Annotated in this window: 27 protein-coding genes; 14 read left to right on the forward strand and 13 right to left on the reverse strand. The window is 69.9% G+C overall.

Annotated elements, in window-relative coordinates:
* Positions 1 to 3: 3 nt before the first annotated feature.
* Positions 4 to 969, forward strand: a complete 966-nt coding sequence (locus tag QTH87_RS11090; protein ID WP_286608959.1) for a threo-3-hydroxy-L-aspartate ammonia-lyase — start codon at positions 4 to 6, stop codon at positions 967 to 969.
* Here QTH87_RS11090 and QTH87_RS11095 read toward each other — a convergent pair.
* The 5 genes from QTH87_RS11095 to mutL form a co-directional block, all read right to left on the reverse strand.
* Positions 942 to 1,616, reverse strand: a complete 675-nt coding sequence (locus tag QTH87_RS11095; RefSeq protein WP_286608960.1) for an ABC transporter ATP-binding protein — start codon at positions 1,614 to 1,616, stop codon at positions 942 to 944. The two genes, QTH87_RS11090 and QTH87_RS11095, sit on opposite strands and share 28 nt — an antisense overlap.
* Entirely contained in the window at positions 1,613 to 2,578 is a 966-nt protein-coding gene (gene miaA / locus QTH87_RS11100; protein ID WP_444812768.1) for a tRNA (adenosine(37)-N6)-dimethylallyltransferase MiaA, read from the reverse strand. The genes QTH87_RS11095 and miaA overlap by 4 nt, the downstream gene beginning before the upstream one ends.
* Positions 2,553 to 3,803, reverse strand: a complete 1,251-nt coding sequence (locus tag QTH87_RS11105) for a multidrug effflux MFS transporter (protein WP_286608962.1) — start codon at positions 3,801 to 3,803, stop codon at positions 2,553 to 2,555. Before QTH87_RS11105 ends, miaA begins: the two co-directional genes overlap by 26 nt.
* 40 nt (positions 3,804 to 3,843) lie before the next feature.
* The gene (locus QTH87_RS11110; RefSeq protein ID WP_286608963.1) at positions 3,844 to 4,749 is read right to left on the reverse strand and encodes an alpha/beta hydrolase; all 906 of its coding nucleotides are present in this window, start codon (positions 4,747 to 4,749) and stop codon (positions 3,844 to 3,846) included.
* A gap of 194 nt (positions 4,750 to 4,943) precedes the next feature.
* Positions 4,944 to 6,884, reverse strand: coding sequence for a DNA mismatch repair endonuclease MutL (gene mutL, locus QTH87_RS11115; protein ID WP_286608964.1), 1,941 nt, complete (start codon positions 6,882 to 6,884; stop codon positions 4,944 to 4,946).
* Positions 6,885 to 6,932: 48 nt separating this feature from the next.
* Between mutL and QTH87_RS11120 the strand changes: the two genes are divergently transcribed.
* Positions 6,933 to 7,580, forward strand: coding sequence for a DedA family protein (locus QTH87_RS11120; protein WP_286608965.1), 648 nt, complete (start codon positions 6,933 to 6,935; stop codon positions 7,578 to 7,580).
* A gap of 13 nt (positions 7,581 to 7,593) precedes the next feature.
* Here QTH87_RS11120 and QTH87_RS11125 read toward each other — a convergent pair whose 3' ends face one another.
* From QTH87_RS11125 to QTH87_RS11135, 3 genes are all read right to left on the reverse strand, one after another.
* Positions 7,594 to 8,958, reverse strand: a complete 1,365-nt coding sequence (locus QTH87_RS11125; protein ID WP_286608966.1) for an alpha/beta fold hydrolase — start codon at positions 8,956 to 8,958, stop codon at positions 7,594 to 7,596.
* 93 nt (positions 8,959 to 9,051) lie between these two features.
* Complete coding sequence (locus tag QTH87_RS11130) at positions 9,052 to 9,336, reverse strand: YMGG-like glycine zipper-containing protein (RefSeq protein ID WP_286608967.1); 285 nt, start codon at positions 9,334 to 9,336, stop codon at positions 9,052 to 9,054.
* A gap of 135 nt (positions 9,337 to 9,471) precedes the next feature.
* Entirely contained in the window at positions 9,472 to 10,386 is a 915-nt protein-coding gene (locus QTH87_RS11135; protein ID WP_286608968.1) for a LysR family transcriptional regulator, read from the reverse strand.
* Between the two features lie 81 nt (positions 10,387 to 10,467).
* On the opposite strand from QTH87_RS11135, the gene QTH87_RS11140 reads away from it, so the two are divergent.
* The 3 genes from QTH87_RS11140 to QTH87_RS11150 are packed head-to-tail and all read left to right on the forward strand — an operon-like array spanning position 10,468 to position 13,240.
* On the forward strand, positions 10,468 to 11,856 hold the full coding sequence (locus QTH87_RS11140) for an acyclic terpene utilization AtuA family protein (RefSeq protein WP_286608969.1): 1,389 nt from the start codon (positions 10,468 to 10,470) through the stop codon (positions 11,854 to 11,856).
* Positions 11,853 to 12,218, forward strand: a complete 366-nt coding sequence (locus QTH87_RS11145) for an AtuA-related protein (RefSeq protein ID WP_286608970.1) — start codon at positions 11,853 to 11,855, stop codon at positions 12,216 to 12,218. Before QTH87_RS11140 ends, QTH87_RS11145 begins: the two co-directional genes overlap by 4 nt.
* A 56-nt stretch (positions 12,219 to 12,274) precedes the next feature.
* Positions 12,275 to 13,240, forward strand: coding sequence for a Bug family tripartite tricarboxylate transporter substrate binding protein (locus QTH87_RS11150; protein ID WP_286608971.1), 966 nt, complete (start codon positions 12,275 to 12,277; stop codon positions 13,238 to 13,240).
* Between the two features lie 74 nt (positions 13,241 to 13,314).
* Here the strand turns inward: QTH87_RS11150 and QTH87_RS11155 are convergent, their stop codons facing one another.
* Together QTH87_RS11155 and tsaE are read right to left on the reverse strand one after the other, a co-directional pair.
* On the reverse strand, positions 13,315 to 14,805 hold the full coding sequence (locus tag QTH87_RS11155) for an N-acetylmuramoyl-L-alanine amidase (RefSeq protein ID WP_286608972.1): 1,491 nt from the start codon (positions 14,803 to 14,805) through the stop codon (positions 13,315 to 13,317).
* Between the two features lie 55 nt (positions 14,806 to 14,860).
* A complete protein-coding gene (gene tsaE / locus QTH87_RS11160; protein ID WP_286608973.1) occupies positions 14,861 to 15,358 on the reverse strand; it encodes a tRNA (adenosine(37)-N6)-threonylcarbamoyltransferase complex ATPase subunit type 1 TsaE in 498 nt (165 codons plus the stop codon).
* On the opposite strand from tsaE, the gene queG reads away from it, so the two are divergent.
* On the forward strand, positions 15,344 to 16,423 hold the full coding sequence (queG, locus tag QTH87_RS11165) for a tRNA epoxyqueuosine(34) reductase QueG (protein WP_286608974.1): 1,080 nt from the start codon (positions 15,344 to 15,346) through the stop codon (positions 16,421 to 16,423). The two genes, tsaE and queG, sit on opposite strands and share 15 nt — an antisense overlap.
* Here the strand turns inward: queG and QTH87_RS11170 are convergent.
* Both QTH87_RS11170 and QTH87_RS11175 read right to left on the reverse strand, forming a co-directional pair.
* Positions 16,410 to 16,850 carry a hypothetical protein gene (locus QTH87_RS11170; RefSeq protein WP_286608975.1) on the reverse strand — a complete coding sequence of 147 codons (441 nt, stop codon included), beginning with the start codon at positions 16,848 to 16,850 and terminating at the stop codon, positions 16,410 to 16,412. The two genes, queG and QTH87_RS11170, sit on opposite strands and share 14 nt — an antisense overlap.
* A gap of 9 nt (positions 16,851 to 16,859) precedes the next feature.
* On the reverse strand, positions 16,860 to 17,792 hold the full coding sequence (locus QTH87_RS11175; protein ID WP_286608976.1) for an AEC family transporter: 933 nt from the start codon (positions 17,790 to 17,792) through the stop codon (positions 16,860 to 16,862).
* Between the two features lie 77 nt (positions 17,793 to 17,869).
* Here QTH87_RS11175 and QTH87_RS11180 point away from each other — a divergent pair, with 77 nt between their 5' ends.
* From QTH87_RS11180 to QTH87_RS11205, 6 genes are all read left to right on the forward strand, one after another.
* The gene (locus QTH87_RS11180) at positions 17,870 to 18,844 is read left to right on the forward strand and encodes a tripartite tricarboxylate transporter substrate binding protein BugE (RefSeq protein WP_286608977.1); all 975 of its coding nucleotides are present in this window, start codon (positions 17,870 to 17,872) and stop codon (positions 18,842 to 18,844) included.
* A gap of 67 nt (positions 18,845 to 18,911) precedes the next feature.
* A complete protein-coding gene (gene xerD, locus QTH87_RS11185) occupies positions 18,912 to 19,826 on the forward strand; it encodes a site-specific tyrosine recombinase XerD (RefSeq protein WP_286608978.1) in 915 nt (304 codons plus the stop codon).
* A 26-nt stretch (positions 19,827 to 19,852) separates the two neighbouring features.
* On the forward strand, positions 19,853 to 20,827 hold the full coding sequence (locus QTH87_RS11190) for a Bug family tripartite tricarboxylate transporter substrate binding protein (protein WP_286608979.1): 975 nt from the start codon (positions 19,853 to 19,855) through the stop codon (positions 20,825 to 20,827).
* 42 nt (positions 20,828 to 20,869) lie between these two features.
* Positions 20,870 to 21,430: a TetR/AcrR family transcriptional regulator gene (locus QTH87_RS11195; RefSeq protein WP_286608981.1), complete on the forward strand. Its 561-nt coding sequence runs from the start codon at positions 20,870 to 20,872 to the stop codon at positions 21,428 to 21,430.
* Positions 21,431 to 21,518: 88 nt separating this feature from the next.
* Positions 21,519 to 22,652 (forward strand): thiolase family protein, encoded by a 1,134-nt coding sequence (locus QTH87_RS11200; protein ID WP_286608982.1) that lies wholly within the window; start codon positions 21,519 to 21,521, stop codon positions 22,650 to 22,652.
* Positions 22,653 to 22,696: 44 nt separating this feature from the next.
* Positions 22,697 to 23,164, forward strand: a complete 468-nt coding sequence (locus tag QTH87_RS11205) for a MaoC family dehydratase (protein ID WP_286608983.1) — start codon at positions 22,697 to 22,699, stop codon at positions 23,162 to 23,164.
* Between the two features lie 8 nt (positions 23,165 to 23,172).
* Here the strand turns inward: QTH87_RS11205 and QTH87_RS11210 are convergent, their stop codons facing one another.
* The gene (locus tag QTH87_RS11210; RefSeq protein WP_286608984.1) at positions 23,173 to 23,982 is read right to left on the reverse strand and encodes a ferritin-like domain-containing protein; all 810 of its coding nucleotides are present in this window, start codon (positions 23,980 to 23,982) and stop codon (positions 23,173 to 23,175) included.
* 40 nt (positions 23,983 to 24,022) lie between these two features.
* On the opposite strand from QTH87_RS11210, the gene QTH87_RS11215 reads away from it, so the two are divergent.
* Together QTH87_RS11215 and hslO are read left to right on the forward strand one after the other, a co-directional pair.
* On the forward strand, positions 24,023 to 24,547 hold the full coding sequence (locus QTH87_RS11215; protein WP_286608985.1) for a gamma carbonic anhydrase family protein: 525 nt from the start codon (positions 24,023 to 24,025) through the stop codon (positions 24,545 to 24,547).
* Positions 24,548 to 24,581: 34 nt separating this feature from the next.
* Positions 24,582 to 25,580, forward strand: a complete 999-nt coding sequence (gene hslO, locus QTH87_RS11220) for an Hsp33 family molecular chaperone HslO (protein WP_286608986.1) — start codon at positions 24,582 to 24,584, stop codon at positions 25,578 to 25,580.
* The last annotated feature ends 142 nt before the right edge of the window (positions 25,581 to 25,722 follow it).

A 25,722-nucleotide genomic window follows, 5' to 3' on the forward strand; every position in this document is an offset into this window, starting at 1 on the left:
CCCATGCTCACCCTGCCCACTTACGACGACGTGATCGCCGCGGCCGCGCGGCTCCAAGGCCATGCGCACCGCACCCCGGTGCTGCGCTCGGCCACTGCCGATGCGCGCTGGGGCGCGCAGTTCTTCTTCAAGTGCGAGAACTTCCAGCGCATGGGCGCCTTCAAGTTCCGCGGCGCCTTCAATGCGCTCGCGAGATTCGACGACGCGCAGCGCCGCGCCGGCGCGATCGCCTTCTCGTCAGGCAACCACGCGCAGGCCGTGGCGCTGGCGGCGCGCCTCATCGGCATGCCGGCCCTGATCGTGATGCCCACCGATGCGCCTGCCGCCAAGCTCGCCGCAACGCGCGGCTACGGCGCCGAGGTGGTGCTGTACGACCGCTTCACCGAGGACCGCGAGGCGCTCACGCGCCGGCTCGCGCTGGAGCGTGGCATGACGCTGATCCCGCCCTACGATCATCCCGACGTGATCGCGGGGCAGGGCACGGCGGCCAAGGAACTGATCGAGGAAGCCGGGCCGCTCGATGCGCTCTATGTCTGCCTGGGCGGCGGTGGCCTCACCGGCGGCTCGGCGCTGTCGGCGCGCGCCCTGGCGCCTGCCTGCAGGATCTACGGCGTCGAGCCCGAGGCCGGCAACGACGGCCAGCAGTCGCTGCGCGCCGGCCGCATCGTTCACATCGAGACGCCGCGCACCATTGCCGACGGCGCCCAGACCCAGCACCTCGGCGACTACACCTTCGGCATCATCCGGCGCGACGTCGACGACATCCTCACGGTCGGCGATGCGCAACTGGTCGAGGGCATGCGCTTCTTCGCGGAGCGCATGAAGATGGTGGTCGAGCCGACCGGCTGCCTGGCCTTCGCCGCCGCCTGCGCGGCCGGCGATGCAGTGAAGGGCCGCCGCGTCGGCGTGATCGTGAGCGGCGGCAACGTCGACCTGGTGCGCTACGCGGCGCTGCTCGCGGGCGACTGACCTTCCACGATGCCCGTGCTGCTCAGGTGCAGCACGCGGTCGGCGCGCGCCGCGGCGGCTTCCGAATGCGTCACGAGCACCAGCGAGGCACCGTGCTCGCGCGTCTGCGCCAGCAGCACGTCCATCACGCGGGCGGCGGTACCGGGGTCGAGGTTGCCCGTGGGCTCGTCGGCCAGCAGCAGCGACGGCTGATGCACCAGCGCCCGGGCGATCGCCACGCGCTGCAACTGGCCGCCGCTCAGCTGTTGCGGCAGCCGTGCACTGAGCCCTTCGAGGCCGACCGCCTCGAGCATGCGGGCGACGCGCGCGGGCTCGCGCTGGCCCAGCAGCATCAGCGGCAGCGCGACGTTCTGCGCCACGTCCAGATGCGGCAGCACGTGAAAGGCCTGGAACACGAAGCCGACGTTCCGGCGCCGCCACAGCGCGCGCGCCTCGGCGTCGAGGCCACCGATGTCGACGCCGTCGTGCAGCACACGGCCGTGGTCCCAGCTGTCGAGTCCCGCCATGCAGTTGAGCAGCGTCGACTTGCCGACGCCCGATTCCCCCACGATGGCGACGAACTCGCCGTCCGCGACCTCGAGCGACACGTGGGCGAACACCGACGCCTCGCCGTAGTGCTTGCCGAGATCGACGATCTGCAGCGTCATTCGATCTGGCCCACCGCGCGCAGCACCTGCGCGATCGCGTCGGGCGCCTCGGCAGCGATCACGCGGCGCGCGGGCATGCTGCGCAGCCAGGTGATCTGCCGCTTGGCGAGCTGGCGCGTGGCCGCGATGCCGCGCTCGCGCAGTTCGGCGATCGGCCGGCCCTCGTCGAGCACCTCCCAGGCCTGCCGGTAGCCCACGCAGCGCATCGAGGGCAGGTCGGCCACCAGGTCGCCGCGCGCGCGGAGTGCCTGCACCTCGGCCAGGAAGCCGTCCGCGAGCATGGCGTCGAAGCGGGCCTCGATGCGTGCATGCAGCCAGCTCCGTTCACTCGGCTCGAGCGACAGCAGGGCCGCGGCGGGCAGCCCGCCGCCGGATGGCGCCGCCGCATGGAAGCTCGACAGCGGCCGGCCGCTCGCATGCCAGACCTCGAGCGCGCGCTGGATGCGCTGGCTGTCGCCGGGCGCCAGGCGTGCCGCCGTCGCTGCGTCGACCTCGGCCAGCCGCGCATGCATCGCGGGCCAGCCGATCTCGGCGGCCTCGGCCTCGAGCCGCTGGCGCAGCACCGGGTCGGCTGCAGGCATGGCATCGATGCCCTCGGCCAGCGCCTTGAAGTACAGCATGGTGCCGCCGACCAGCAGCGGCAGCCGGCCGCGCGCCGAGATCTCGGCGATCAGGCGACGCGCATCGGCGACGAACGCGGCCGCGCTGTAGCGCTCGGCCGGGTCGCGGATGTCGATCAGGTGATGCGGGACCTCGGCACGTTCGGCCGCGGTGGGCTTGGCGGTGCCGATGTCCATGCCGCGGTAGACCAGCGCCGAATCGACGCTCACGATCTCGACCGGCCTCGCGCGTGCAATGGCGAGCGCGGCCGCGGTCTTGCCCGAGGCCGTGGGGCCCGCGAGCGCCACGTAGCGCAGCGCGGCTTCGGGATGGCGCTCAGCGGCCGGCACGGGCCTCCCCATGGCGCGGCACCAGAGCCCAGGCCACGACCGCGATGCAGACGCTCCAGAACCACAGGCCGAGCGCGAGCGGCATCACGGTGCCGTCCATGCGGGTGCCGAGCCAGCCACCGATGCCGAAGGCGGCCAGCATCATGATGAAGCCGTTCAGTGCCGAGGCAGCGCCTGCGGCCTGGGGGAAGGGCCCGACAGCACCGGTCTGGCCGCAGGGCTGGTGCACGCCGTGCGCCAGCATCATGAGCGTGAACGGGCCGACGATCGCTGCCACCGACACCACGCCTGCCAGGGCCAGCAGCCCCATCGCGCTGCCGCCTGCGAGCGTCAGCACGGCCGCGCGCGCCACGCTGCCGCGCACGCCATGGCGCGCGAGCCAGCGCCGGCAGAGGAAGGTGCCCGCGATGTACGACAGCGAGCTCCAGAGCATCACGAGGCCGTACTGCGTCTTGCTGAGACCCAGCACCTGGATGAAGACGAAGGACGAGGAGGCCAGGAAGGTGAAGAGCAGGCCATAGGACGCGGTGGTCAGCGCGCTGAAGGTGAGGAACACGGGATGGCGCAGCACCAGCGCCCAGGTGGAAAGCAGCTCGCGTGGCCGCAGCGCCTCGGGATTGCGGCGCGGCAGCGTCTCGCGGAAGCGCAGCGCCACCAGCGCCAGCGTGAGCGCGCCGAACAGCGCAGGCATCGCGAGCGCCATGCGCCAGCCGAACAGGTCCGACACCAGGCCCCCCATGGGCGCGCAGAGGCAGGCGATCACACCGAGGCCGGTCAGTGCGCGCGACATCACGCGTGCGCCGTCGGCCGGCTGGTAGAGGTCGCGCACGGTGGCGCGGGCCGTCATCACGGCCGCGCCCATGGCGGCGCCCTGCAGCGTGCGCCAGACGATCAGGATCTCGATCGACGGTGCCAGCGTGCCGCCGAGGCTGGCCAGCACATAGGCGCTCATGCCCCAGAGCAGGACCGGGCGGCGGCCGAAGCGGTCCGACAGCGGCCCCAGCACCAGCTGCGAGCAGCCGAAGGCCAGCAGCAATGCGGTCAGCGTGAGCTGCGCGTGCGGCATGCCGGCGCCGAAGCCCGCGGTGAGCGCAGGCAGGGCCGGCAGGTACAGGTCGGTCGTGACCGGCTGGATGCCCAGCAGCAGCGCCAGCACGCCGACGACCAGTGCCGGCGACATCGCGCGGCTGGCGATCGGCGGCAGGGCGGGTGTGACGTGGACTGCGGGCGGCGGCATCCGTCCGAGGGTAACAGCCGGCGCTGCGCGAGCCGGTGCTTCAGATCGCAGGCGCGGGCTTCGGCGCGGTGTCTGCGCCCGAGGCGGTGGCGGCCGGCGGCTCCTTCATGCGGAACAGCTGCGACAGCGCGGCCCGGTACTGGGCCTGGCCGATGGAGTTGGCGTTGTGGTGCGAGCCGCCCTCGACCAGCACGAACATCTTCGGCCCCGGCGCGGCGTCGTAGAGCTTGCGGCCCAGGGTCGGATTGATCAGGCTGTCGGCCGCGCCATGCACCACCAGCAGCGGTGCCTGGATGTCCTTGACCTTGCGGATGGCCTCGAAGCGCTGCGTGATGAACGGGCCGAAGGGCAGCCAGCCCCACTTGAAGCTGCTCGCGACATCGGCGATCGAGGTGAAGGTGCTCTCGACGATGACGCCGCTCTCGTCGTTGACGTGGGAAGCCAGGTCGATGCCGATCGCGCCACCGAGCGAATGGCCGAAGATGTAGCGCGGCTGCTTGGGATGCCGCGCCGCCAGCCAGGCCCAGGCCGCACGCGCGTCCTCGCGCGCCGAATCCTCGGACGGGAGCCCCTTGGAGCTCTTTCCAAAGCCGCGGTAGTCGATCGCCAGCACCGAGAAGCCCAGCTCGTGCATGCGCCGCATGCGCGGTGCCGATCCGGCGACGTTGTAGCGGGCGCCGTGCAGGTAGAGCAGCACCGGCGTATCCGCCGATTCCGGCGCGTTGCCGAGCCACAGCCCGTGCAGGCGTGCGGGCTCGCCCGTGAGCGGTGACTTGAAGTCGATCCAGACGTCCTCCATGCCTTGGCTCATGGCTTCCGAATTGCCCCAGCTGCGGTCGCTGGGCTGAAAGATCCATTCGCGCTGGCGCTCGTCGAGCGTCGAGCAGCCGCCGGCGAGCAGGGCGACCAGGGCAATGGCGGTGGCGAATAGGGACCAGGACTTCATGGAAAGAGGCTGAAGGACAGGCCGAATGGCCGGAAAGTTCAACGACAGAAGCCATGCAACGTGCGTGCCGGAAGGGCCGACGTCCCGGAAAACCCTAGTTCAGGCCGGATTTGGGTCCGAAATGGCTGAAATTCACCCGTTCAGCGCCGATTTCGAGGCCGTGTAAGCCTTCGAAAGCGAACGCAAGGAGTTGTTCAGCGCCCGCGCATGAACAAGGCGTCGAGCTCCCGGACGGAGACTTGGCGCCAGGTCGGCCGCCCGTGATTGCACTGGTCGGAGCGCTCGGTGGCCTCCATCTGGCGCAGCAGGGCGTTCATTTCCTCCTGCGTAAGCTTGCGGTTGGCACGCACCGCGCCATGGCAGGCCATGGTGGAGAGCAGCTCGTTCTGCGCCCTTTGCACCACCGTGCTGGCGTCGTGGTTGGCCAGCTCGGCGAGCACGCTGCGCGCCAGCTCGACCGGATCGCCATCCGCCAGGGTTCCGGGCACCGCACGCACCGCAAGGGTGCGCGGCGAGAACGGCGTGATCTCGAGTCCCAGGCTCGGCAGCACGGCGGCGCAGGCCTCGGCTGTCGCCACTTCCTGCGGCGTGGCCGCGAAGGTGGCCGGGATCAGCAGGGGCTGGCTCGCGATGCTGGCGCCCTCGATCTGGTTCTTCAGGCGCTCGTAGACGATGCGCTCGTGGGCCGCGTGCATGTCGACGATGACGAGGCCCTGGCTGTTCTCGGCCAGGATGTAGATGCCCTGCAGCTGGGCCAGGGCGCGGCCCAGGGGCCAGGCCTCGGCTTCGGAATCGGAATCGGCCGGTACCGCTGCCGCTGCCAGAGCCGATGCCGATGCCGATGCCGATGCCGATGTGGGCGACGCTGCCGCGCCTGCCGCCGCCGGGATCGCGCCTGCCGTGCCGAAGGCTGCCGGCGGCTCGGCCGCGAAACGCGCGGACGACGTGCCGTAGGCGCCTGGATCGGCCGGCGCCTCGCGCCGCCCGGCCGGCCACATGGCCGCCGCATCGCCCAGACCCTGCGGCGCGCCGAAGTGCATCGCAGGCTGGCTCCAGGCGGCCGATGCGGGGCGCGGCTTGAAGAAGGGCTCGGCGGGCAGTGCCGTCTGCTCGCCGGCGCGCGGCGCGGCGAGCGCGTCCTCGATCGCGTGGCGCACCGCCTGGTGCACCTCGCGCCCGTCGCGAAACCGGACCTCGATCTTGGTCGGATGCACGTTGACGTCGACCCGCGCCGGATCGATCTCGAGGTAGAGCGCGTAGATCGGCTGGCGCTGGCCGTGCAGCACGTCCTCGTAGGCGCTGCGCACCGCATGCGCGAGCACCTTGTCGCGCACGAAGCGGCCGTTGACGTAGAAGAACTGCTGGTCGGGACGCGAGCGTGCGGCATCGGGGATGCCTGCGCGACCGGTCACGCGCACCGGCCCGCCCTGGCGATCCACCGCAACGCTGCGCGCGACGAAATCGTCGCCCAGCGTATCGGCGAGGCGCTGGTCGCGGCTCGCGGCGGCGCGCCACTGCTCGACCAGTCGGCCTTCATGCCAGATCGAGAAGCCGACCTCGGGGCGTGCCAGCGCATGGCGACGTACCGCCTCGATGCAGTGGGCCAGTTCGGTGGCATCGGTCTTGAGGAACTTGCGCCGCGCCGGCGTGGCGAAGAACAGCTCGCGCACCTCGACCGTGGTGCCCTGCGCGCGCGCCACCGGGCGCAGCTCGCCGGTGCGGCCATCGAGCGCGAAGGCGCCATCGGCCCCCGCGAAGCGCGACAGCACGCTGAGTTCGGCGATGGCGTTGATGGCGGCCAGCGCCTCGCCGCGAAAGCCCATGGTGCCGACCGTCTCGAGGTCGCCGAGGCTCGCGATCTTGCTGGTGGCATGCCGGCGCAGCGCCAGCGGCAGTTCCTCGCGCGGCAGGCCCAGGCCGTCGTCCTCGACCGCGATCAGGCGGACGCCGCCGGCCGAGAGCCGAAGCGTGATCTCGCGCGCACCGGCATCGAGCGCGTTGTCGAGCAGCTCGCGCACCACCGAGGCCGGCCGCTCGACCACCTCGCCGGCCGCGATCTGGCTGATCAGCTCGTCGGGGAGCTCGCGGATCGGACGGCGCGCCGGGGCGGCGATGAAGGTGGGGTTGGCGCTCACGAGGACATTCTAGAAGGGGCCCCCGGGCCGCTCGCGATAATGCGCGCCATGGAAATCATCAGCTTTCTCGTCGACTTCATCCTTCATGTCGACAAGCACCTCGAGGCTTTCGTCGTCCACTACGGGGCCTGGGTCTACGCGCTGCTGTTCCTGATCGTGTTCGTCGAGACCGGCCTCGTGGTCATGCCCTTCCTGCCGGGCGATTCGCTGCTGTTCATCGTCGGTGCACTGTGCGGCGCGGGCCTCATGAGCTTCGGCATCGCGGTGCCGCTGCTGCTGGTGGCGGCGATCCTCGGCGACCAGTGCAACTTCAGCATCGGCCGCTACTTCGGTCCCAAGGTGTTCCAGTGGGAAAGCTCGCGCTTCTTCAACCGCAAGGCCTTCGACCAGGCGCACGACTTCTACGAGCGCTACGGCGGCATCACGATCATCATCGCGCGCTTCCTGCCCTTCATTCGCACCTTCGCGCCCTTCGTGGCCGGCGTGGCCGACATGACGCGCAGCAAGTTCACGCTGTTCAACGTGGTCGGCGGCGTTCTGTGGGTGGTCGGCCTTTGCACCATCGGCTACTTCTTCGGCAACTTGCCGATCGTCAAGGACAACCTCGAGAAGGTCATCTGGGCCCTGATCCTGGTGCCGGGCCTGATCGCGATCTTCGGCGCCTGGCGCGCGCGCCGGGCCTCGGCGGCGCGCTGAAGCGGCTGCCGGTTCAGGGCCGCTGCCGCGCCGGCACCCGCGTCGCGAGCGGCTGCACCGCATAGCCCGGATCGATGCGGCAGCCGGCGCCGAAGCGCGGCTCGAAGCCCTTGCAGAGCGCCTCGACCTGGGCCGGCGTCGGCTTGCGGCCGTTGTCGATCCAGTCGAGCAGGGCCGCGAACAGTGCCGGGTATTCGGCGTCTGCGAGGTAGCTGTGTTCCGACTCCCGGCTGAAGGTCTGGACCAGCAGGGCGTTCGTGCCGGCGCGCTCGCGCACCGTCCGATAGACCGACTCGAGTTCGACGAAGGCAGTCGGGTCGTCGATGGCGTGCAGTGCCAGGGTCGGGATCTCGACCCGTCCCGTGTGATCGGCATCCGCCGCGAGCCTGGCGACCGCGGCCGGGTCGGCACGATAGCGCAGCACCTGCGCATTGAGCACGTCATCGTTGCCCGAGCCCGTGTAGCGCACGCCGATGTTGCCGAAGGGATTGCCGCCGTCGAGCCGCTCCTGCACCAGGTCGCGGAACAGGAAGGTGGCCCAGTTCATGTTGCCGACCAGCGAACGTTCCGGAATGCGGATGGTGTCCAGGATCGCCTTGAGGTTGGCGCTCTGCTGCGGCGTTCGCTGTGCGGCCGGCTGACGCACGCCGGTGCAGTCGTCGATGCGGCGAGCGAGTTCGGCGGCGGTCATCTTCGAATCCCGCGGCAGGCCCTGCCACAGCGGATACGCGTCTTCGGTGGGCAACGGATGGTTCTTGCAGAAGTACTGGTAGACCACGCGAAGGTCGAGCCGGTAGTCGTACGACTGGGTGCCGCCGCCGAGCACACCGCTGGTCAGCAGCAGGCCGTCGTAGGGGCCCTTTCCGCCCTCGACGCCACCCACGCGCGCATACAGCTCGGCACCCTTCGCTGCCACGCCTGCGCCGTAGCTCTGTCCGTGCAGGAGGGTCCGGCGCGGCGCGCCGAAGTTCTGCACGAACCATGCACGCAGCCGCTCGGTGTCCTCGGCTGCCATCGTGACGCCGTAGCCTCCGCGCCGGTAGGTCGAGCCGGCCCAGGCATAGCCGGCCTTCACGGTCACGGCCCAGCGCTGCAGGTCTTCGGTGGCCCGTGCCTGCGTCGGTGCACCGAGCTCGGGGCCGCCGTGGGCGTGCATCACGAGCACGCGGTTCCATTCGGCCGGAACCGCCACCCAGTAGAACGCGCCCGCGCTGTCCTGGCCGCTGTAGCAGCGGGCGCCCTCGGGGAGGCCCTTGGGACAGGTCGAGGTGGTTGGCGTTATCGCGCTGCGCGAGGCGGTCGGCGCCTCGCGCGGAGTCGTCGTGCAGGCACCCAGCAGAAGCAATGCCGCAGCGGCAATCAGTTGAAGTTGTCTCATGCCGCGTTTATACGTTGGCCGCTTCGCAAAGAAAAAAGCGCACCGCGTGGTGCGCTTCTTCGATCCGCCCTGGGGCGCCCGTCAATCATCTGCTCAATAGCGCGGGCCGTTGTTGGGGTAGTAGCTGTTGTTGTTGTTGTAGTAGTTGCGCTGCGCATTGCGCTCGTCGGCGCTTCGCCCGATCTGGTTGCCGACCAGGCCACCGACCGCTGCGCCGCCCACAGTTGCGGCGGTATTGCCACCGATCGCATTGCCGATGATCGCGCCGCCCACCGCGCCGCCTGCCGTGCCGAGCTGCTGGTTGGGGCCGCCCGCGCAGCCTGCGAGGGTCATGATGCCGGTGGCCGCCGCGGCCACGATCCAGAGTCTTGTCTTCATGGTGTCCACCTTTCAGTGATTGAGTGATTTCACTGTTTCAGGATTGCGTTTCGTGCGATGTAGGAGCGGGCCCCGGTGTCGCGCGCGAAACCGCGCTCGCGACGTGCACGACAACGGCGGCAGCAGGCGCGGGATTCAGTCGAGTTCGAGGGTGCCCAGGCGCTCCACGATCAGATCGTGCAACGCCTGCGCCGCCACCGAGAGGCTGCCCTCGCTGCGCCGAACGATGTGCAGCGTGCGTTGCAGCGACGGATGCGGCAGCGGCCGCGTCACGAGCGTCTGGCGCCGGAAATGGAACAGCGTGAGTGCCGGCACTGCGCTGATGCCGAGCCCGGCCTCGACCAGGCCCATCACCGTGGCCAGATGCTCGACCTCGAAGCGCGTGTTGAGCCGCAGCGGATGCAGCACGGCATCGATCGCCTGGCGCACGCTGCTGTTGCGCGTCATCTGGATGAAGGGCCACGGCGCGAGCTTCTTCAGGCTCAGGCGTGCCTCCGAGGCCAGCGGATGGTCGGCGCGGCACACCAGGTGGAAGCGGTCGCGGCACAGGCGGCGCGCGGCGAGATCGGCGGCAGCGGTGCTGCCTGCATCCGAGGCGGCCAGCGCGAAATCGACCCGGCCGCCGCGCAACAGCGCGATGCAGGCGTCAGACAGCGCGTCGTCGAGTTCGACCGTGATGCCGGGCCAGCGCTGGCTGAACTCCACGAAGATGGCCGGCAGCCAGCCCGCGGCCAGCGAGGGCAGGGCCGCGACCCTCACGCGGCCGGTGCGTCGCTCGACGTGGTCGGCGAAGTCCGCGAGCGCGTTGCCCATGTCGGCCAGCAGGCGGCGCGCCGAAGCCTCGAACAACCGGCCTTCGGGCGTGAGCTGCACGCTGCGCGTGTCGCGATCGAAGAGGCGTGCGCCGAGCGCGTCCTCGAGCGTGCGAATGAGCGCACTGAAGGCCGGTTGCGAGAGATGGCAGGTCTGCGCCGCACGCGTGAAGCTGCGCTGATCGGCAAGTGCCAGGAAGGCGCGCAGCTGACGTGACGAGAGATCCGGGTTCGTCATTTCCGGATTATCTGAAGTTTGGATGAATCGATCCGAACTTTCGATTTCACGGATCGGTCGACCAAGCCTAGAGTGCGTGCCATGACATCCACGGCCCCAATCCCTCCGCTGCTGATCGGCTGTGCCGCGGGCTTCTCGGGTGACCGCACCGATGCGGCCGGTCCGGTGGTCGATACGCTGATCGCCCGGCTCGCAGAGGGCCTTCCCGGCCAGCGCGCCTTCCTGATCTTCGAGACCCTTGCCGAGCGGACGCTCGCGGTGGCGCAGCTGCGCCGCCGCGCGGACCCCGAAGCCGGCTACGAGCCACTGCTCGACGCGATGCTGCGGCCGGTGCTCGCGCGCTGTCTCGCGCACGGCATCCGCATCGTGAGCAATTTCGGCGCTGCGAATCCCCGTGCCGCGGCCCGCCACATCGCCCGCATGGCGCGCGAACTCGGTGCCGCGCCGCCGCGCATCGCGGTGGTGGAAGGCGACGACCTTTCGGCGCCGGCGCAGCAGGCGCTGCTGCGCGAAGCGCTGGGCGCGCAGATGGAAGGCATGCGCCTCGTCAGCGCCAATGCCTACATCGGGGCCGAGCCGATCGCCGCCGCGCTCGATGCCGGTGCGCACATCGTTGTCTGCGGCCGTGTCGCCGATCCCTCGCTGACGGTCGGACCCGCGATGTCGCACTTCGGCTGGCGCGCGGACGACTGGCAGCGCCTGGGCCGAGCCACCATGGCAGGACACCTGCTGGAATGCGGTGCGCAGGTCTGCGGCGGCTACTTTGCGGACCCCGGCTTCAAGGACGTTCCGCGGCTGGCCCAGGTCGGCTTCCCGATCGCCGAGATCGACGCCGACGGCGGCTGCGTCATCGGCAAGGCCGACGGCACGGGCGGGCTGGTCAGCGCCGCGAGCGTCACCGAGCAGCTGATCTACGAGGTGCACGACCCGGCCGCCTACCTCACGCCCGACGTGGTCGCCGACATCTCCGAGGCCGAGGTCGAGCCGCTGGGCGCCGACCGCGTTGCATTGCGCGCCGTTCGCGGCCATGCGCGTCCGGGGCACTACAAGGTCAACGTCTGCCACGAAGGCGGTTGGCTGGCCGAGGGCGAGATTTCCTACGCCGGGCCGCGCGCCGAGACTCGCGCCCGGCTCGCGGCCGAGGTGCTGCGCGAGCGGCTCGAAGGGCTCGTGTTGCGGGTCGACCTGATCGGCGCGCTGAGCATCCTCGGCGACGACACCGGCCGCGCGCTCGCGGCCACGCCCGACACGGGCCTGCGCGACGTCCGGCTGCGCGTCGCCGCGACCCACGCCGACCGCGCCGAGGCCGAACGCCTTGGACGCGAGGTGATGGCGCTCTACACCTGCGGGCCGGCCGGCGGAGGCGGCGTGCGCAGCACGCTCACGCCGAGGCTCAACACGCTGTCCTGCCTGCTGCCGCGCGAAGCGGTGCCGGTGCGCTTCGAGATGATCGAGGAGGGCCTGCAATGAACGGCGACCCCGGACTGCCGCTGTATCGCGCGGCGCATGGGCGCACCGGCGACAAGGGCGACCGCTCGAACATCAGCGTCATCGCCTGGCATCCCGCGCTCTATCCGCTGCTGGTCGCTCAGATCACGCCCGAGCGCGTGGCGGCGCAGTTTCGCCATCGCGCGCCGAGCCGCGTGCAGCGCTTCCTGCTGCCCAAGCTGCAGGCCATGAACTTCGTCCTCGACGGCGTGCTCGACGGCGGCGTCAACGATGCGCTGAATCTCGATGCGCACGGCAAGTCGCTGTCCTTCCTGCTGCTCGACATGACGATCCAGGTGCCGCGCGAACTGCAGATGCACCTGGTCGGCGACGACGCGCCCTGAGTGCCCTTGCGCCCTGCGTTTTCTTTCGCGTTCCCATCCACTTCCGGAGACAGACAATGAGACGACTTCCCCTGACCTTCGCCGCGGCCGCGCTGGCCCTGGCGCCGCTGCTGGGCCATGCACAGGCCTTCCCCGACAAGGCGATCACCTTCGTCGTGCCTTTCGCCGCCGGCACCGCGACCGACCAGATCGCGCGCGCGCTGGCCGCCGGCGTCACGGCCGAAACGAAGCAAGCCGTGGTGATCGAGAACAAGGCCGGAGCGAGCGGCTTCATTGCCTCGCAGCAGGTGGCCAAGGCGCCGGCCGACGGCTACACGGTGCTGATCACCACCAACACCACGCATGCCGCCAACGAGCACCTCTACAAGAAGCTGCCCTATGACCCGGTGAAGGATTTCGCGCCGGTGGCGGCGCTCGGCAAGGGTGGACAGATCATGGTCGTGAATCCGTCGTTCCCGGCCAAGACGGTGGCCGAGTTCGTGGCGCTGGCGAAGAAGGAGCCCGGCAAGTACAGCTTCGGCAGCGGCAGCTCGTCGAGCCGCATGGCGGGCGAGCTGCTGCAGCAGATGGCCGGCATCCAGCTGCTGCACGTGCCCTACAAGAGCAACACCCTGGCCGTGACCGACCTGCTCGGGGGCCAGATCCACATGATGATCACCGACACCGCGACCGGCCTGCCGCAGGTCAAGGCCGGCAAGCTGCGCGCGCTCGGTGTTTCGGGGGCCAGGCGTTCGCCGCTCGCGCCCGACGTGCCGACCATCGCCGAGGCGGGGGTCAAGGGCTACGAGATGGGCTACTGGTTCGCGGCCTACGCACCCGCGAAGACGCCGCCCGCGGTGGTCAAGCGGCTCAACGAACTGCTCGTGAAGGCGGCACACAGCGAGGCCGCGAAGACCACTTTCTACGAGCCCACGGGCACCGAGGTGTTCACGACTTCGCCCGATGAGCTGGCGAAGTTCCAGGCCGGCGAGTCGCAGAAGTGGGGGCGCATCGTGAAGGCGGCCGGGATCGAGGCCGAATAGCGCCACCAGGCATGCGGCGACTTGCGACGTTGCGTTCGCTCGCCGGCCGCATGGCCTGACTCGCGGGACGTTGCTCAGAGCTGCCGGCTGCGCGCCAGCGGCGGGTTCTGCGCGAAGTAGCGCTGGATGCCGCGCATCAGCGCGTCGGCCAGGTCCTCCTGGTAGGCCGTGCTGCGCAGCTTGGCCTCTTCCTCGGGGTTGCTGATGAAGGCGGTCTCGACCAGCACGCTGGGGATGTCGGGTGCCTTGAGCACCGCGAAGCCGGCCTGCTCGACCTGGGCCTTGTGCAGGCGCGCGCCCATGCCACGGATCTCGCCGAGCATCGCGCCGCCGAGTTTCAGGCTGTCGTTGATCTGCGCCGTGGTGCTCATGTCGAGCAGCGCGCGCTGCACCTGCGCCTCGTGATTGCCCACGTTGACGCCGCCGACCTTGTCGGCCTGGTTCTCCTTGTTCGCGAGCCAGCGCGCGGCGCTGCTCGAGGCTCCGCCCTGGCTCAGCGCGAACACGCTCGCGCCGCGCGCCGCGGGCGTGGTGAAGGCATCGGCATGGATGCTCACGAACAGGTCGGCCTGCACGCGCCGCGCCTTCTGCACGCGGGTGCCGAGCGGCACGAAGAAGTCGGCGTCGCGCGTGAGGTAGGCCCGCATCGGATTGCCGTTGACGCTCGCGGCATTGATGCGCACGCGCAGGCGGTGCGCGATCTGCAGCACGATGTCCTTCTCGCGCGTGCCGTTCGCGCCGATCGCGCCCGGGTCCTCGCCGCCGTGGCCCGGATCGAGCGCGACGATGATGATGCGATCGGTCTGGTTGGCGGTGGCGCGCGTGGTGGGCGCTGCAGGCGGCGGGGCCGCCGCGCTCGAGACCGGCGGCATCGGGAGCGGCAGCGGCCCGACCGGCGCCGACGGGCGATTGGCCTGGGTTACGCTGACCGGCGGTGCGGCGTTGGAAGGCGCCGGTCGACCCGCATGCTGCGCCATCAGCTGGCCGAGCGGATCGCTGCTGTCGCTGCCCGCAGGCGGCGCGGGCGGCGCTGCAGCCGAGGCGGCCGGCGGTGGCGCGGCGGGCGTCGCAGCCGAGGCAGCCGCTCTCGGCGCCTCGCGCATGCGCTCGGCGATCAGCGCCTCGAGCGGGTCGGCGGCCTGCTGCGGATAGAGGTCGAGCACCAGCCGGTCGCGGTAGGCCGCCACCGGCGCCAGCGAGAACACCTGCGGCGCCACGGCCTGCTTGAGGTCGAACACGATGCGCACCACGCCGGGCGCGAACTGCCCCACGCGCAGTCCGTTGATGAAGGGATCGTCGGGCTTGATCTTGCCGACCAGCTCGCGCAGCGCCGGATTGAGCTCGATGCCGCTGATGTCGACCGCGAGCCGTGGCGGGCTGCCGACCACCAGCTGCTGCGAACTCAGGCGGCCGTCCGACTCGATGGTGACGCGGGTGTAGTCGGAGGCGGGCCACACGCGCACCGCCATGATGGTGGCGCCGTGCGCGATCTCGTTGAGTCCCAGCAGGAGGGCGACGCTGCCGCCCTTGAGCAGCACGCGGCGCTTCAGCCCCGATGCCTTCATCCGCCGACCTCCGCGCTGCGCGCTTCGGCATTCGCCTTCGGAGGGGGCGTGCGGCTCATCGGGCCGCGGCGAGCAGGTTCTGGCCCCGCTCGGTCTGGGCGCGCAGCGTGACGGTGCGGGTGTCGTCTGTCATGGCTTCGATTTTAAGAGCGAGGTCGGCCAGCGGAATTCGGCCGGCCGCGTTTTCGGGCCATTCGGCCAGCTTGAGGCCCGGGCCCGCGAAGATGTCACGGAAGCCCGCGTCTTCCCACTCGCGCGGATCGCCGAAGCGGTAGAAGTCGAAATGGAAGATCGCGAGGCCATCGGGCGCCTCGTGCGGCTCGACCACGGCGTAGGTCGGGCTCTTGATGCGGCCGCCGATGCCGAGCGCGCGCAGCAGGTGGCGCACGAAGGTGGTCTTGCCGGCGCCGAGGTCGCCCTGCAGCGCGATGAAGGCGTCGCGCAGGGCCGGCGATCGCGCGAGCGCGAGCGCCAGGGCCTCGGTATCGGCCTCGTCGCGCCAGACCAGGGTCGCGCTGTGCGTTTCTACAATCGGCAGGTGATCGGCAGTCATCAACTCGTCAGCAGGATTCGGGCCTTGGCCCGGGAACTCGGATTCTCCCAAATCGGCATCGCGGGTGTCGATCTGTCGAGCGCCGAGCCCGGTCTGATGCAATGGCTGGCAGAAGGTTTCCACGGCGAGATGCTTTACATGGCTGCCCACGGGGCGCGCCGCGCGCGGCCGGCCGAGCTGGTGCCGGGCACCGTGTCGGTGATCACGGCGCGCATGGACTACCTGCCGCGCGCCACGCCCGACGACTGGCAGGCGGTCGAGTTCGCGCGCCTCGAGCGCCCGGGCGAAGGCATCGTCTCGCTCTATGCGCGCGGCCGCGACTATCACAAGGTGCTGCGCACGCGGCTTGCGCGTCTGTCCGAGCGGATCGCGGCCGAGGTCGGTCCGTTCGGACATCGGGCCTTCACCGATTCGGCACCGGTGCTCGAAGCCGAGCTGGCCTCGCGCAGCGGACAGGGCTGGCGCGGCAAGCACACGCTGGTGCTCGACCGCGACGCCGGCTCGATGTTCTTCCTCGGCGAGATCTACGTCGACATGCCGCTGCCGCCGAGCGAGCCGGTGACGCCGCATTGCGGCAGCTGCAGCGCCTGCATCGACATCTGCCCGACGCAGGCCATCGTCGCGCCCCACCGCCTCGATGCCCGGCGCTGCATCTCCTACCTGACGATCGAGCATGCGGGTCCGATCGCACCCGAGCTGCGCCCGCTGATCGGCAATCGCATCTACGGCTGCGACGATTGCCAGCTGGCCTGCCCGTGGAACAAGTTCGCCAAGAAGAGCGCGCTGCCCGACTTCGATGCCCGCGATGGACTCACGGGCCGCCAGCTCGGCGAGCTGTTCGCCTGGACCGAGGAAGACTTCCTGCGCCGCACCGAAGGCAGCCCGATCCGCCGCATCGGCCACGAGCGCTGGTTGCGCAACGTGGCGGTGGCGCTCGGCAACGCGCTGCATGCGGGCCAGCCCGGGGCGCGCGAGGCGCTCGCCACGCGCAGCGAGGACCCGAGTCCGCTGGTGCGCGAGCACGTGGCCTGGGCCCTCGGCCGCGGCCCGGTCAGTGCCGGATGATGGCCGAGATCTGAGCGCTGCCGCTGTCGAGCGAGCGCATCGAGCTGAGCCGGATCGACGCGTAGCGCAACTGCGCATTGGTGATCAGGCGGCCGACGAAGTGGCCGTTGAAACGCAGGTCGCGGCAGCCGCTGGCGACCAGGTCGATCGATGCGTTGGCCGACGTGATGTAGTCCATGCTGGAGCCCGCGAGCGTGCAGGCAGCTTCGGGAATGTGGCCGTGCACCGAGCCGTCGACCTCGATCAGCAGCACGCCCGGGTGCACCTCGGGCGGGCCCTGCCCGCCGGTGTCGGGCTGGGTCACGTAGAAGAGGAAGGAGCCGCTCCAGCGCCCCTGGTAGCGCGTGTAGTCCGGGGCCTGGGCCCGTACCGGCAGCGCCATCGCCAGCAACGTGGCAGCGACGACGGCCAGGAGGTGGTAGCGCATCGGGCCATCCTACGTGATCAGGGCGAGCGCAAAGGGCAGGCTCAGCACGCCGAGCAGCGTCGACAGCGTCACCAGTCCGGCCACGTACGGTCCGTTGTAGCCCATGCGCGCCGCCAGCACGTAGGCGCTGGAGGCGGTCGGCACCGCGGAGAAGGTCATCAGCACGGCGGCCTGGCCCGGCTGCAGCTTGAGCACGATGCACAGTGCCCAGCCGATCAGCGGCAGCAGCAGGTGGCGGATGGTGAGCACAGAGACGGCCAGCAGCTTGCCGCGCGCGATGGTCGCGAACTGCATGCCGGCGCCCGCAGCCATCAGGCCCAGCGCCAGCGATGCGGCGCCGATGCGTGTCAGCGTGGGCTCGAACCAGCCCGGCACGCCGAGCCCGAGCAGATTGGCGATCAGGCCGGTGAGCGTGGCGATGATCAGCGGATTGCGCGCCAGCTGCCCCGCCAGGCCCTTCTGCGCATGGCGCGCCATCGGCCAGACCGCGGCGATGTTGCACAACGGCACGCAGACGCCGATCAGCACCGCGATCATGAGCAGGCCCTCGGGGCCTGCCACCCGATCGGCCAGCGCGAGGCAGATGAAGGAATTGAAGCGGAAGGCTACCTGCGCGCTCGATGCGTGGTCGCGGCGGTCGATGTGGGACGAGAGGCCGGGCAGGAAGGGCAGGGCGTAGGCCAGCGCGATGCCCGACAGCACGACGCCGAGGCCGGCCGTGAGCAGGTGCGAGGTGGCGCCGAAGTCGATCGGGCTGCGCACGATCGAATGGAACAGTAGGACCGGAAAAAGAAAGTAGTAGACCAGGCTTTCGACCTGGTCCCAGATGCGGCGGTCCAGTGCCGTGTAGCGGCACAGCAGCCAGCCGCAGGCGATCAGCGAGAAGTCGGGAAAGAGGAGCTGGGCGTAGTTCACCGCGTCGAGGATATCCCGCAAGTCCATGGGTTATCCACGAGGTGCCGCACCGGGGCCTGCCGCTAGCATCGGACCCTTTGCTTTCAAGGCCAAGGAGTCTTCACATGCATCGTCGTCAATGGGGTGCCTGCATCGGCGCCGTCGCGCTGGTCGCGGTCGCCGGATCGAGCTTTGCGCAGGGTTACCCGAACAAGGTGGTCGAGCTGCAGGTGCCGTTCGCACCCGGCGGCACCACCGACATCGTGGCGCGCGTCATCTCCGAGCCGCTCGGCAAGGCGCTGGGCCAGAGCGTGGTGGTGATCAACAAGGCGGGTGGCGGCGGCATCGTGGGTGCAGCCGAGACCGCGCGCGCGGCTCCCGACGGCTACAAGCTCGGCGTCGCAACCGTCTCGAGCACGGCGGCCAATCCGGCCATCAACCCGAAGACGCCGTACGACCCGATCAACGACTTCACGCCGATCGTGAACATCGCGGCAACGCCGAACATCATCGCGGTGCATCCGAGCTTCCCGGCCAAGAACTACGCCGAGTTCGCGGCCGAGATCAAGAAGAATCCCGGCAAGTACTCCTATGCCTCGTCCGGCACCGGTGGCATCGGCCACCTGCTGATGGAGCTCTACAAGAGCCTGACCAACACCTACGTCACCCACATCCCGTACCGCGGCGCGGGCCCGGCGCTCAACGACGTGGTGGCGGGCCAGGTGCCGATCATGTTCGACAACATCCCGTCGGCCCTGCCCTTCATCCAGACCGGCAAGCTGGTGCCGATCGTGGTGTCGGCGCCGCAGCGGCTGGCCGCGCTGCCCAACGTGCCGACCTTCAAGGAAGTGGGCCTCGAGCCGGTCAACCGCATGGCCTACTACGGCATCCTCGGTCCCAAGGGCCTGCCCAAGGAAGTGGTCGACAAGGTCAACGCCGGCGTCAAGAAGGCGGTCGAGGACCCGGCGGTGCGCAAGCGCATCGAGGAGACGGGGTCGCTGGTCGTCGCCAACTCGCCGCAGCAGTTCGCGGACCAGATCAAGGCCGAGTACGAGGTCTACAAGCAGGTGGTGGCCAAGCAGAAGCTGACGCTGGATTGACCGGCGTTCGCGCGCCATCGCAAGGCCGCTCTCCGGAGCGGCTTTCTTTTTGCTATCTTTGCGCCGGATGACAGAGGCCGCGGAATCCCCGATCGAAACCCCCGAGATCGACGATTTCGTCGATGCGCTGTGGCTCGAGGACGGGCTGTCGAAGAACACGCTGGCCGCCTATCGGCGCGATCTCTCCCTGTTCGCCCAGTGGCTGCACGCGAAGCGCGGCACGCCGCTGAATGGCGCGCTGGAGAGCGACCTGCAGGCCTACATGGGCGCGCGGCTGTCCGACAAGGGCAAGGCGACCTCGGCCAATCGCCGGCTCACGGTCTTCAAGCGCTATTTCCGCTGGGCGCTGCGCGAGCATCGCATCGCCGCCGATCCGAGCCTCCGGCTGGCGCCGGCGCGGCAGATGCCGCGTGCCATCAAGACGCTGTCGGAGCAGCAGGTCGACGACCTGCTGGCCGCGCCCGACGTCGACACGCCGCTCGGGCTGCGCGACCGGGCGATGCTCGAGCTCATGTATGCGAGCGGCTTGCGCGTGAGCGAGCTCGTGGCGCTCAAGGTGTTCGACACCAGCCTCAACGACGGTGTGGTGCGGGTGCTCGGCAAGGGCAGCAAGGAGCGCCTCGTGCCGTTCGGCGGCGAGGCGCGGCGCTGGATCGAGCGCTACCTGGAGGACGCGCGGCCGCTGATCCTCGACGGCCAGCAGACGCCCGACCTGTTCGTCACCGCGCGCGGCGCCGGGATGACGCGCGTGATGTTCTGGATCATCGTGAAGAAGACCGCGCAGGCGGCCGGCATCCACGTGCCGCTGTCGCCGCACACGCTGCGCCATGCCTTCGCCACCCACCTGCTCAATCATGGTGTCGACCTGCGCGCGGTGCAGCTGCTGCTGGGCCACGCCGACATCTCCACCACCACCATCTACACCCACGTGGCGCGCGAACGCCTCAAGCAGATGCACGCCAGGCACCATCCGCGCGGGTAGAACCATCCATCCCGGAGTTTCCATCGATGTCTTCGTCCGTTCGTCCGCGCAGCCTGCTGGCCGCGCTCGGCCTCCTTTTCCTCAATGCCGCGGCCCAGGCACAGGTCGTGCCCAAGACCATCCGCCTCGTGGTCGCCTACCCGTCGGGCGGTGTCAGCGACGTGGTGGCGCGGGCGCTGGCCGACAAGCTCGCGGCCCAGCTCGGCAGCACGCTGGTGGTGGAGAACCGGGCCGGCGCGAGCGGCACCATCGGCATGGACGCGGTCGCCAAGGCAGCGCCCGACGGCGCCACGCTGGGCTTCTCGGCCATCAGCCCGCTGGTGCTCAGTCCGCACCTGGGGCGCTTGCCATTCGATCCGCTCAAGGACGTCGCGCCGGTGGCGAGCGTCATGTATTCGCCGGTGCTGCTGATGGCGACCTCCGCCACCGGCACGCGCGACCTGCAAAGCCTGCTCGACGATGCGCGCGCCCGGCCCGGGGCGGTGCGCTGGGCCACATCGGGGCAGGCCTCGCTGGGCCATATCGTGCTCGAGCAGTTGCGCGGCGCCGCCAAGGTCGACATCACGCACATTCCGTACAAGGGCGGCGGCCAGCAGCTGAACGACGCCATCGGCGGCCAGTTCGAGGTGCTGTCGACCAATGCCGGGCCCAGCATCTCGGCCCAGATCCAGGCCGGCAAGCTGCGGCCGCTCGCGGTCGGTGCGCCGGCGCGGCTCGAGAATCTGCCCCGCGTGCCGACGCTGGCCGAGCTGGGCTTCGCGGCGGCCAACCTGTCGTCGCAGTTCGGCGTCTTCGCGCCGGCCGGCACGCCCGCGATCCTGATCGAGAAGTACAACGTCGAGATCAACAAGGCGCTCGCGAGCCCCGACCTGCGGGCCCGTCTGCTGGCCACCGACAACGTGCCGACGGGCGGCTCGATCGACAGCTTCGCGGCCGAGATACGGACCGAGTACGAGAACAACGGCCGGGTGGTCAGGTCAGCCGGCATCAAGGCCGAATGAAGGGCGCTTGATCTTTCAGATTGCCTACCTTATAGTAGGTAGATGATCGCTGCCAACACCCTGACCGCCGCCACCACGCGCGAGCAGATCCTGCAGGTCGCGCAGGGACTGATCCAGACCCGTTCCTATCTGGGCTTCAGCTTCCAGGACGTGGCCGATCAGGTGGGCATCCGCAAGGCGAGCCTCTATCACCACTTCGCCACCAAGGAAGCGCTCGGCATCGAGGTGATGCGCGCGGCCACCCAGGCCTTCAAGGGCTGGACCGGCGCGAAGACCCGAACGCCCGAGGCCGCGCTCGAGGCCTATTTCCGCATGTACCGCAATGGCCTGCATGCCGGCGCCGGCATCTGTCCGGCCGGGGCGCTGGCGCCGGGCTGGGACTGCATCGACGAACAGCTCAAGCTGGCGGTGCGCGAGCTGCGGCAGACGCAGGTGCTCTGGCTCAGCGGCGTGCTCGGCGGGCTGGCGCCGCGGCAACCGGCGGCAGCGGCCGGCTACGTGTTCGCGGTCTGCCAGGGTGCGTTGCTCTCGGCCCGCATGACCGGACGGGTGGAGGATTTCGACGAAACGATCGAACAGTTGAAGCCGTCGCTCGCACGCTGAGCGGCAGCGCATCTCGCGGCACGATACTTCGTGCCTTTTTTTGGCCGATTGGACTACCGATTGGTAGGTAGTTAACTGGAGATATTCAATGAAAGCAGTCATCGCCGGCTACGCCCGTTCCCCGTTTCATTTCGCCCGCAAGGGTGCCCTTGCCGAGGTTCGCCCCGACACGCTGGCCGCGCAGGTGGTCCGTGGCCTGCTGGCGCGGACCGACCTCGACCCCGCGCTGCTCGAGGACGTGATCCTCGGCTGCGCCTATCCCGAATCCTCGCAGGGCAACAACCTCGCGCGCATCGTCGGCCTGCTGGCCGGCCTGCCGCACGAAGTGGCCGGCATGACGGTCAACCGCTTCTGCGGCTCCTCGATGCAGGCGGTGCACATCGCGGCGGCGCAGATCGAGGCCGGCATGGGCGACGCCTTCCTGTGCGTGGGCGTGGAGTCGATGACGATGGTGCCGCAGGGCGGCTTCAACTTCTCGCCGAGCCCCGAATTGCTCGCGAATTCCGATGCCTACATCTCGATGGGAGAGACCGCCGAGAACGTCGCCGAGCGCTGGCACGTGAGCCGTGCCGACCAGGAGGCGCTGGCCGTGGATTCGCACCGCAAGGCGGCCGAAGCGCGCGAGCAGGGACGACTCGCAGGAGAGATCGTCGCCATCACGCTGCCCAGCGGCGACAGCGTCGCGGCCGACGGCTGCATCCGGCCCGCGACCACGGCCGAGGCCCTGGCCGCGCTGCGCCCGGCCTTCAGGCCCGACGGCGTGGTCACGGCGGGCACCTCGTCGCCGCTGACCGACGGCGCCGCCGCAGTGCTCGTGACCAGCGATGCCTTCGCCGCGGCCCACGGCCTCGAGCCGCTCGCGCGCATCCGCGCCTTCGCCTCGGTCGGCGTCGATCCGGCCGTGATGGGCATCGGGCCGATTCCGGCCACGCGCCGTGCGCTCGCCCGCGCCGGTCTCACGGTGGGCGACCTCGACGTGATCGAGATCAACGAGGCCTTCTCGTCGCAGGCGCTGGCCTGCATCCGCGATCTCGGCCTCGATCCGGCCAAGGTCAACCTCGACGGCGGCGGGCTCGCGATCGGCCATCCGCTCGGCGCCACCGGTGCGCGCATCACGGGCAAGGCGGCGGCGCTGCTGGCGCGCGCGAGCGGCCGCTATGCACTCGCCACGCAGTGCATCGGTGGCGGGCAGGGCATCGCCACGGTGCTCGAGCGCGCCTGAGGCGGCCCGGAGACAATCGCCGATCCTCGAGACAGGAGAGCCCCATGACCGCATCCGATGCCGCGCCGCCGAAGCTGTACCTCGACGACCTCAAGCCCGGCGACCGCTTCACGAGCGCCGACCATGCACTCGACGCGGCGCAGATCATCGAGTTCGCGAGCCGCTTCGATCCCCAGCCCTTCCACACCGACGCCGAGGCCGCGAAAGCGACCTTCTTCCAGGGCCTGGCGGCCAGCGGCTGGCACACGGCCGCGATCACGATGCGCCTGCTGGTCACGAGCGGCATTCCGCTGGCCGACGGCATCATCGGCTCGGGGGGCGAACTCCAGTGGCCCAGGCCGACGCGGCCGGGCGACGTGCTGCATGTCGAGAGCGAGGTGGTGGAGGTGGTGCCGTCGCGCTCGAAGCCCGATCGCGGCATGGTCCAGATGCGATGCGAGACGCTGAACCAGCACGGTGAGGTGCTGCAGCGCTTCACGCCCCGGCTGGTGGTGATGAAGCGGCCGGGCTGAGCGAGGGTTCAGGGGCGGCCCGGCGACAGCTCGTCCAGTTCCTCGGCCGTGAAGCCGGCCAGTGCGCGCGCTTCCAGGTTGAACGGCGCGCGCAGCTGCGGCGCCTCGTGGCGCCGGTAAAGCACCCGGTAGTGGGCCAGCGGATCGAGACCGTCGCGCTCGCACAGCCAGCGGTACCAGCGGTTGCCGATCGCGACATGGCCGACCTCGTCGCGCAGGATGATGTCGAGGATCGCGCAGGCTGCGAGCGCATCGGGCGTAGCCACGCGACGCAGCTTGGCCTGGATCAGCGGCGTGGCGTCCAGCCCGCGGGCCTCGAGCGTGCGCGGCACCAGCGCCATGCGACCGACCACGTCGTCCCGCGTCTTCTCGCACATGCGCCAGAGCCCGTCGTGGCCCGTGAAGTCGCCGTAGGCGTGGCCCATCGACTGCAGGTGCGCATGCAGCAGCGTGAAGTGCAGGGCCTCCTCGTCGGCCACGCGCAGCCAGTCGCGGTAGTAGGCCTCGGGCATGCCGTCGAAGCGCCAGGCGGCGTCGAGCGCAAGGTTGATGGCGTTGAACTCGATGTGGCAGATCGAATGGATCAGTGCGGCGCGGCCTTCCGCCGTGAAGGGCGAGCGCTTGCCGACATCGGTGGCCGAAACCTGCAGCGGCCGTTCGGGGCGGCCGGGCACGCCGGCCTCGTCACCCGGCGTACGCAGCGGCTGCATGTCGAGCGGACCGCGGGGCGGGGCCGCGAAGACCGCGCGCGTCGCCTCCACCTTGCGGGCGGGGTCTGTCAGGCGCAGGGCGGCGAGGGCGCCAAGTCGGGGATGCATCCCTACAATTCTAGTTTTTCGACCCTTGGAGACACTCGCGATGGCCCTCTATGAACTCGACGGCGTGGCGCCGCAACTGGCCGCCGGCGCCTGGGTGGCAGACAGTGCGCAAGTCATCGGCAGCGTGGTGCTGGCCGAGAACGCCAGCATCTGGTTCGGCGCCGTGCTGCGCGGCGATACCGAGGTGATGACCGTCGGCCGCAACAGCAACGTGCAGGATCTTTCGGTGCTGCATGCCGACCACGGCTGCCCGCTGACCATCGGCGAGAACGTCACGGTGGGCCACCAGGTGATGCTGCACGGCTGCACCATCGGCGACAACTCGCTGATCGGCATCCAGGCGGTGGTCTTGAATAACGCCAGGATCGGCCGCAACTCGATCGTTGGCGCCGGCAGTGTCGTGACCGAGGGCAAGGTGTTTCCCGACAACTCGCTCATCTTCGGCTCGCCGGCCAAGGTGGTGCGCACGCTCGACGACGAGGATGCCGCCAAGCTGCGGCTGAGCGCCGAGCACTACGTCGAGAACGCCCGTCGCTATGCGAAGGGCCTGAAGAAGATTGCCTGAGAGGGCGAAAGAAACCCGAGAGAGCGAGTTCCCTTTGAGCGAGTTGCACAAGTTCCTGTTCGACGGCGTGCCGGTGCGCGGCATGATCGTGCGCCTGACGGATTCCTGGCAGGAAATCCTGGCCCGGCGCGCCTCCAACACCGCCACTGGCGCCTACCCGGCGCCGGTGGCCGAGCTGCTGGGCGAAATGACGGCCGCCGCCACGCTGATGCAGGCCAACATCAAGTTCAACGGCGCGGTGATCCTGCAGATCTTTGGTGACGGCCCGGTCAAGATCGCGGTTGCCGAGACCAAGCCCGACCTGAGCCTGCGCGCGACCGCCAAGGTGGTGGGCGAGCTGCCCGCCGGCGCCACGCTGCCCGAGATGGTCAACGTCGGCAACAAGGGCCGCTGCGCGATCACGCTCGACCCCAAGGACAAGCTGCCGGGCAGCACGCCCTATCAAGGCGTGGTGCCGCTGTTCGGCGACCGTGGCGAGAAGCTCGAGAAGCTCAGCGACGTGCTGCAGCACTACATGCTGCAAAGCGAACAGCTCGACACCACGCTGGTGCTCGCGGCCGATGACAAGGTGGCGGCGGGCCTGCTGATCCAGCGGCTGCCGGTCAAGGGAGAGGGCAACCTCGAGGGCAGCTCGGGCAGCGACCGCGAGCCGGCGGGCGAGGACCAGATCGGCCGCAACGAGGACTACAACCGGATCTCGATCCTGGCCTCGAGCCTGACCCGCGACGAACTGCTCACGCTCGACGTCGACACCATCCTGCGGCGCCTGTTCTGGGAAGAGAAGCTGCTGCGCTTCGAGCCCCAGGCCGGCCTGCTCGGCCCGCACTTTGCCTGCACCTGCGGGCGCGAGAGGGTGGCGGCCATGATCCGCGGCCTCGGCCCCGAAGAGGCCGAGAGCATCCTTGCCGAACGCGGCGACATCGAGGTCGGCTGCGACTTCTGCGGCAAGCAGTACCGCTTCGACGCGGTCGATGCGGCGCAGATCTTCAGGCCGCCCGGCGACCAGATGCCCGGCAGCGCGGTGGTCCAGTAGCGCCGCTGCGGCAGTCGGCCGCCGCCGCCGCTAGACTCGATGCCGAACTCGCCCTGCGGGGCGTCCCTTTCGCTGGTCAGAATAGGCGAGCAGCCCCCATGGCAGAGTCCCGGTCCCGACGGTCGTTGAAGCAGGCATCGCG

It is taken from the genome of Variovorax jilinensis (assembly GCF_030316885.1).
GTDB classification, from domain to species: Bacteria; Pseudomonadota; Gammaproteobacteria; order Burkholderiales; family Burkholderiaceae_C; genus Variovorax; species Variovorax jilinensis.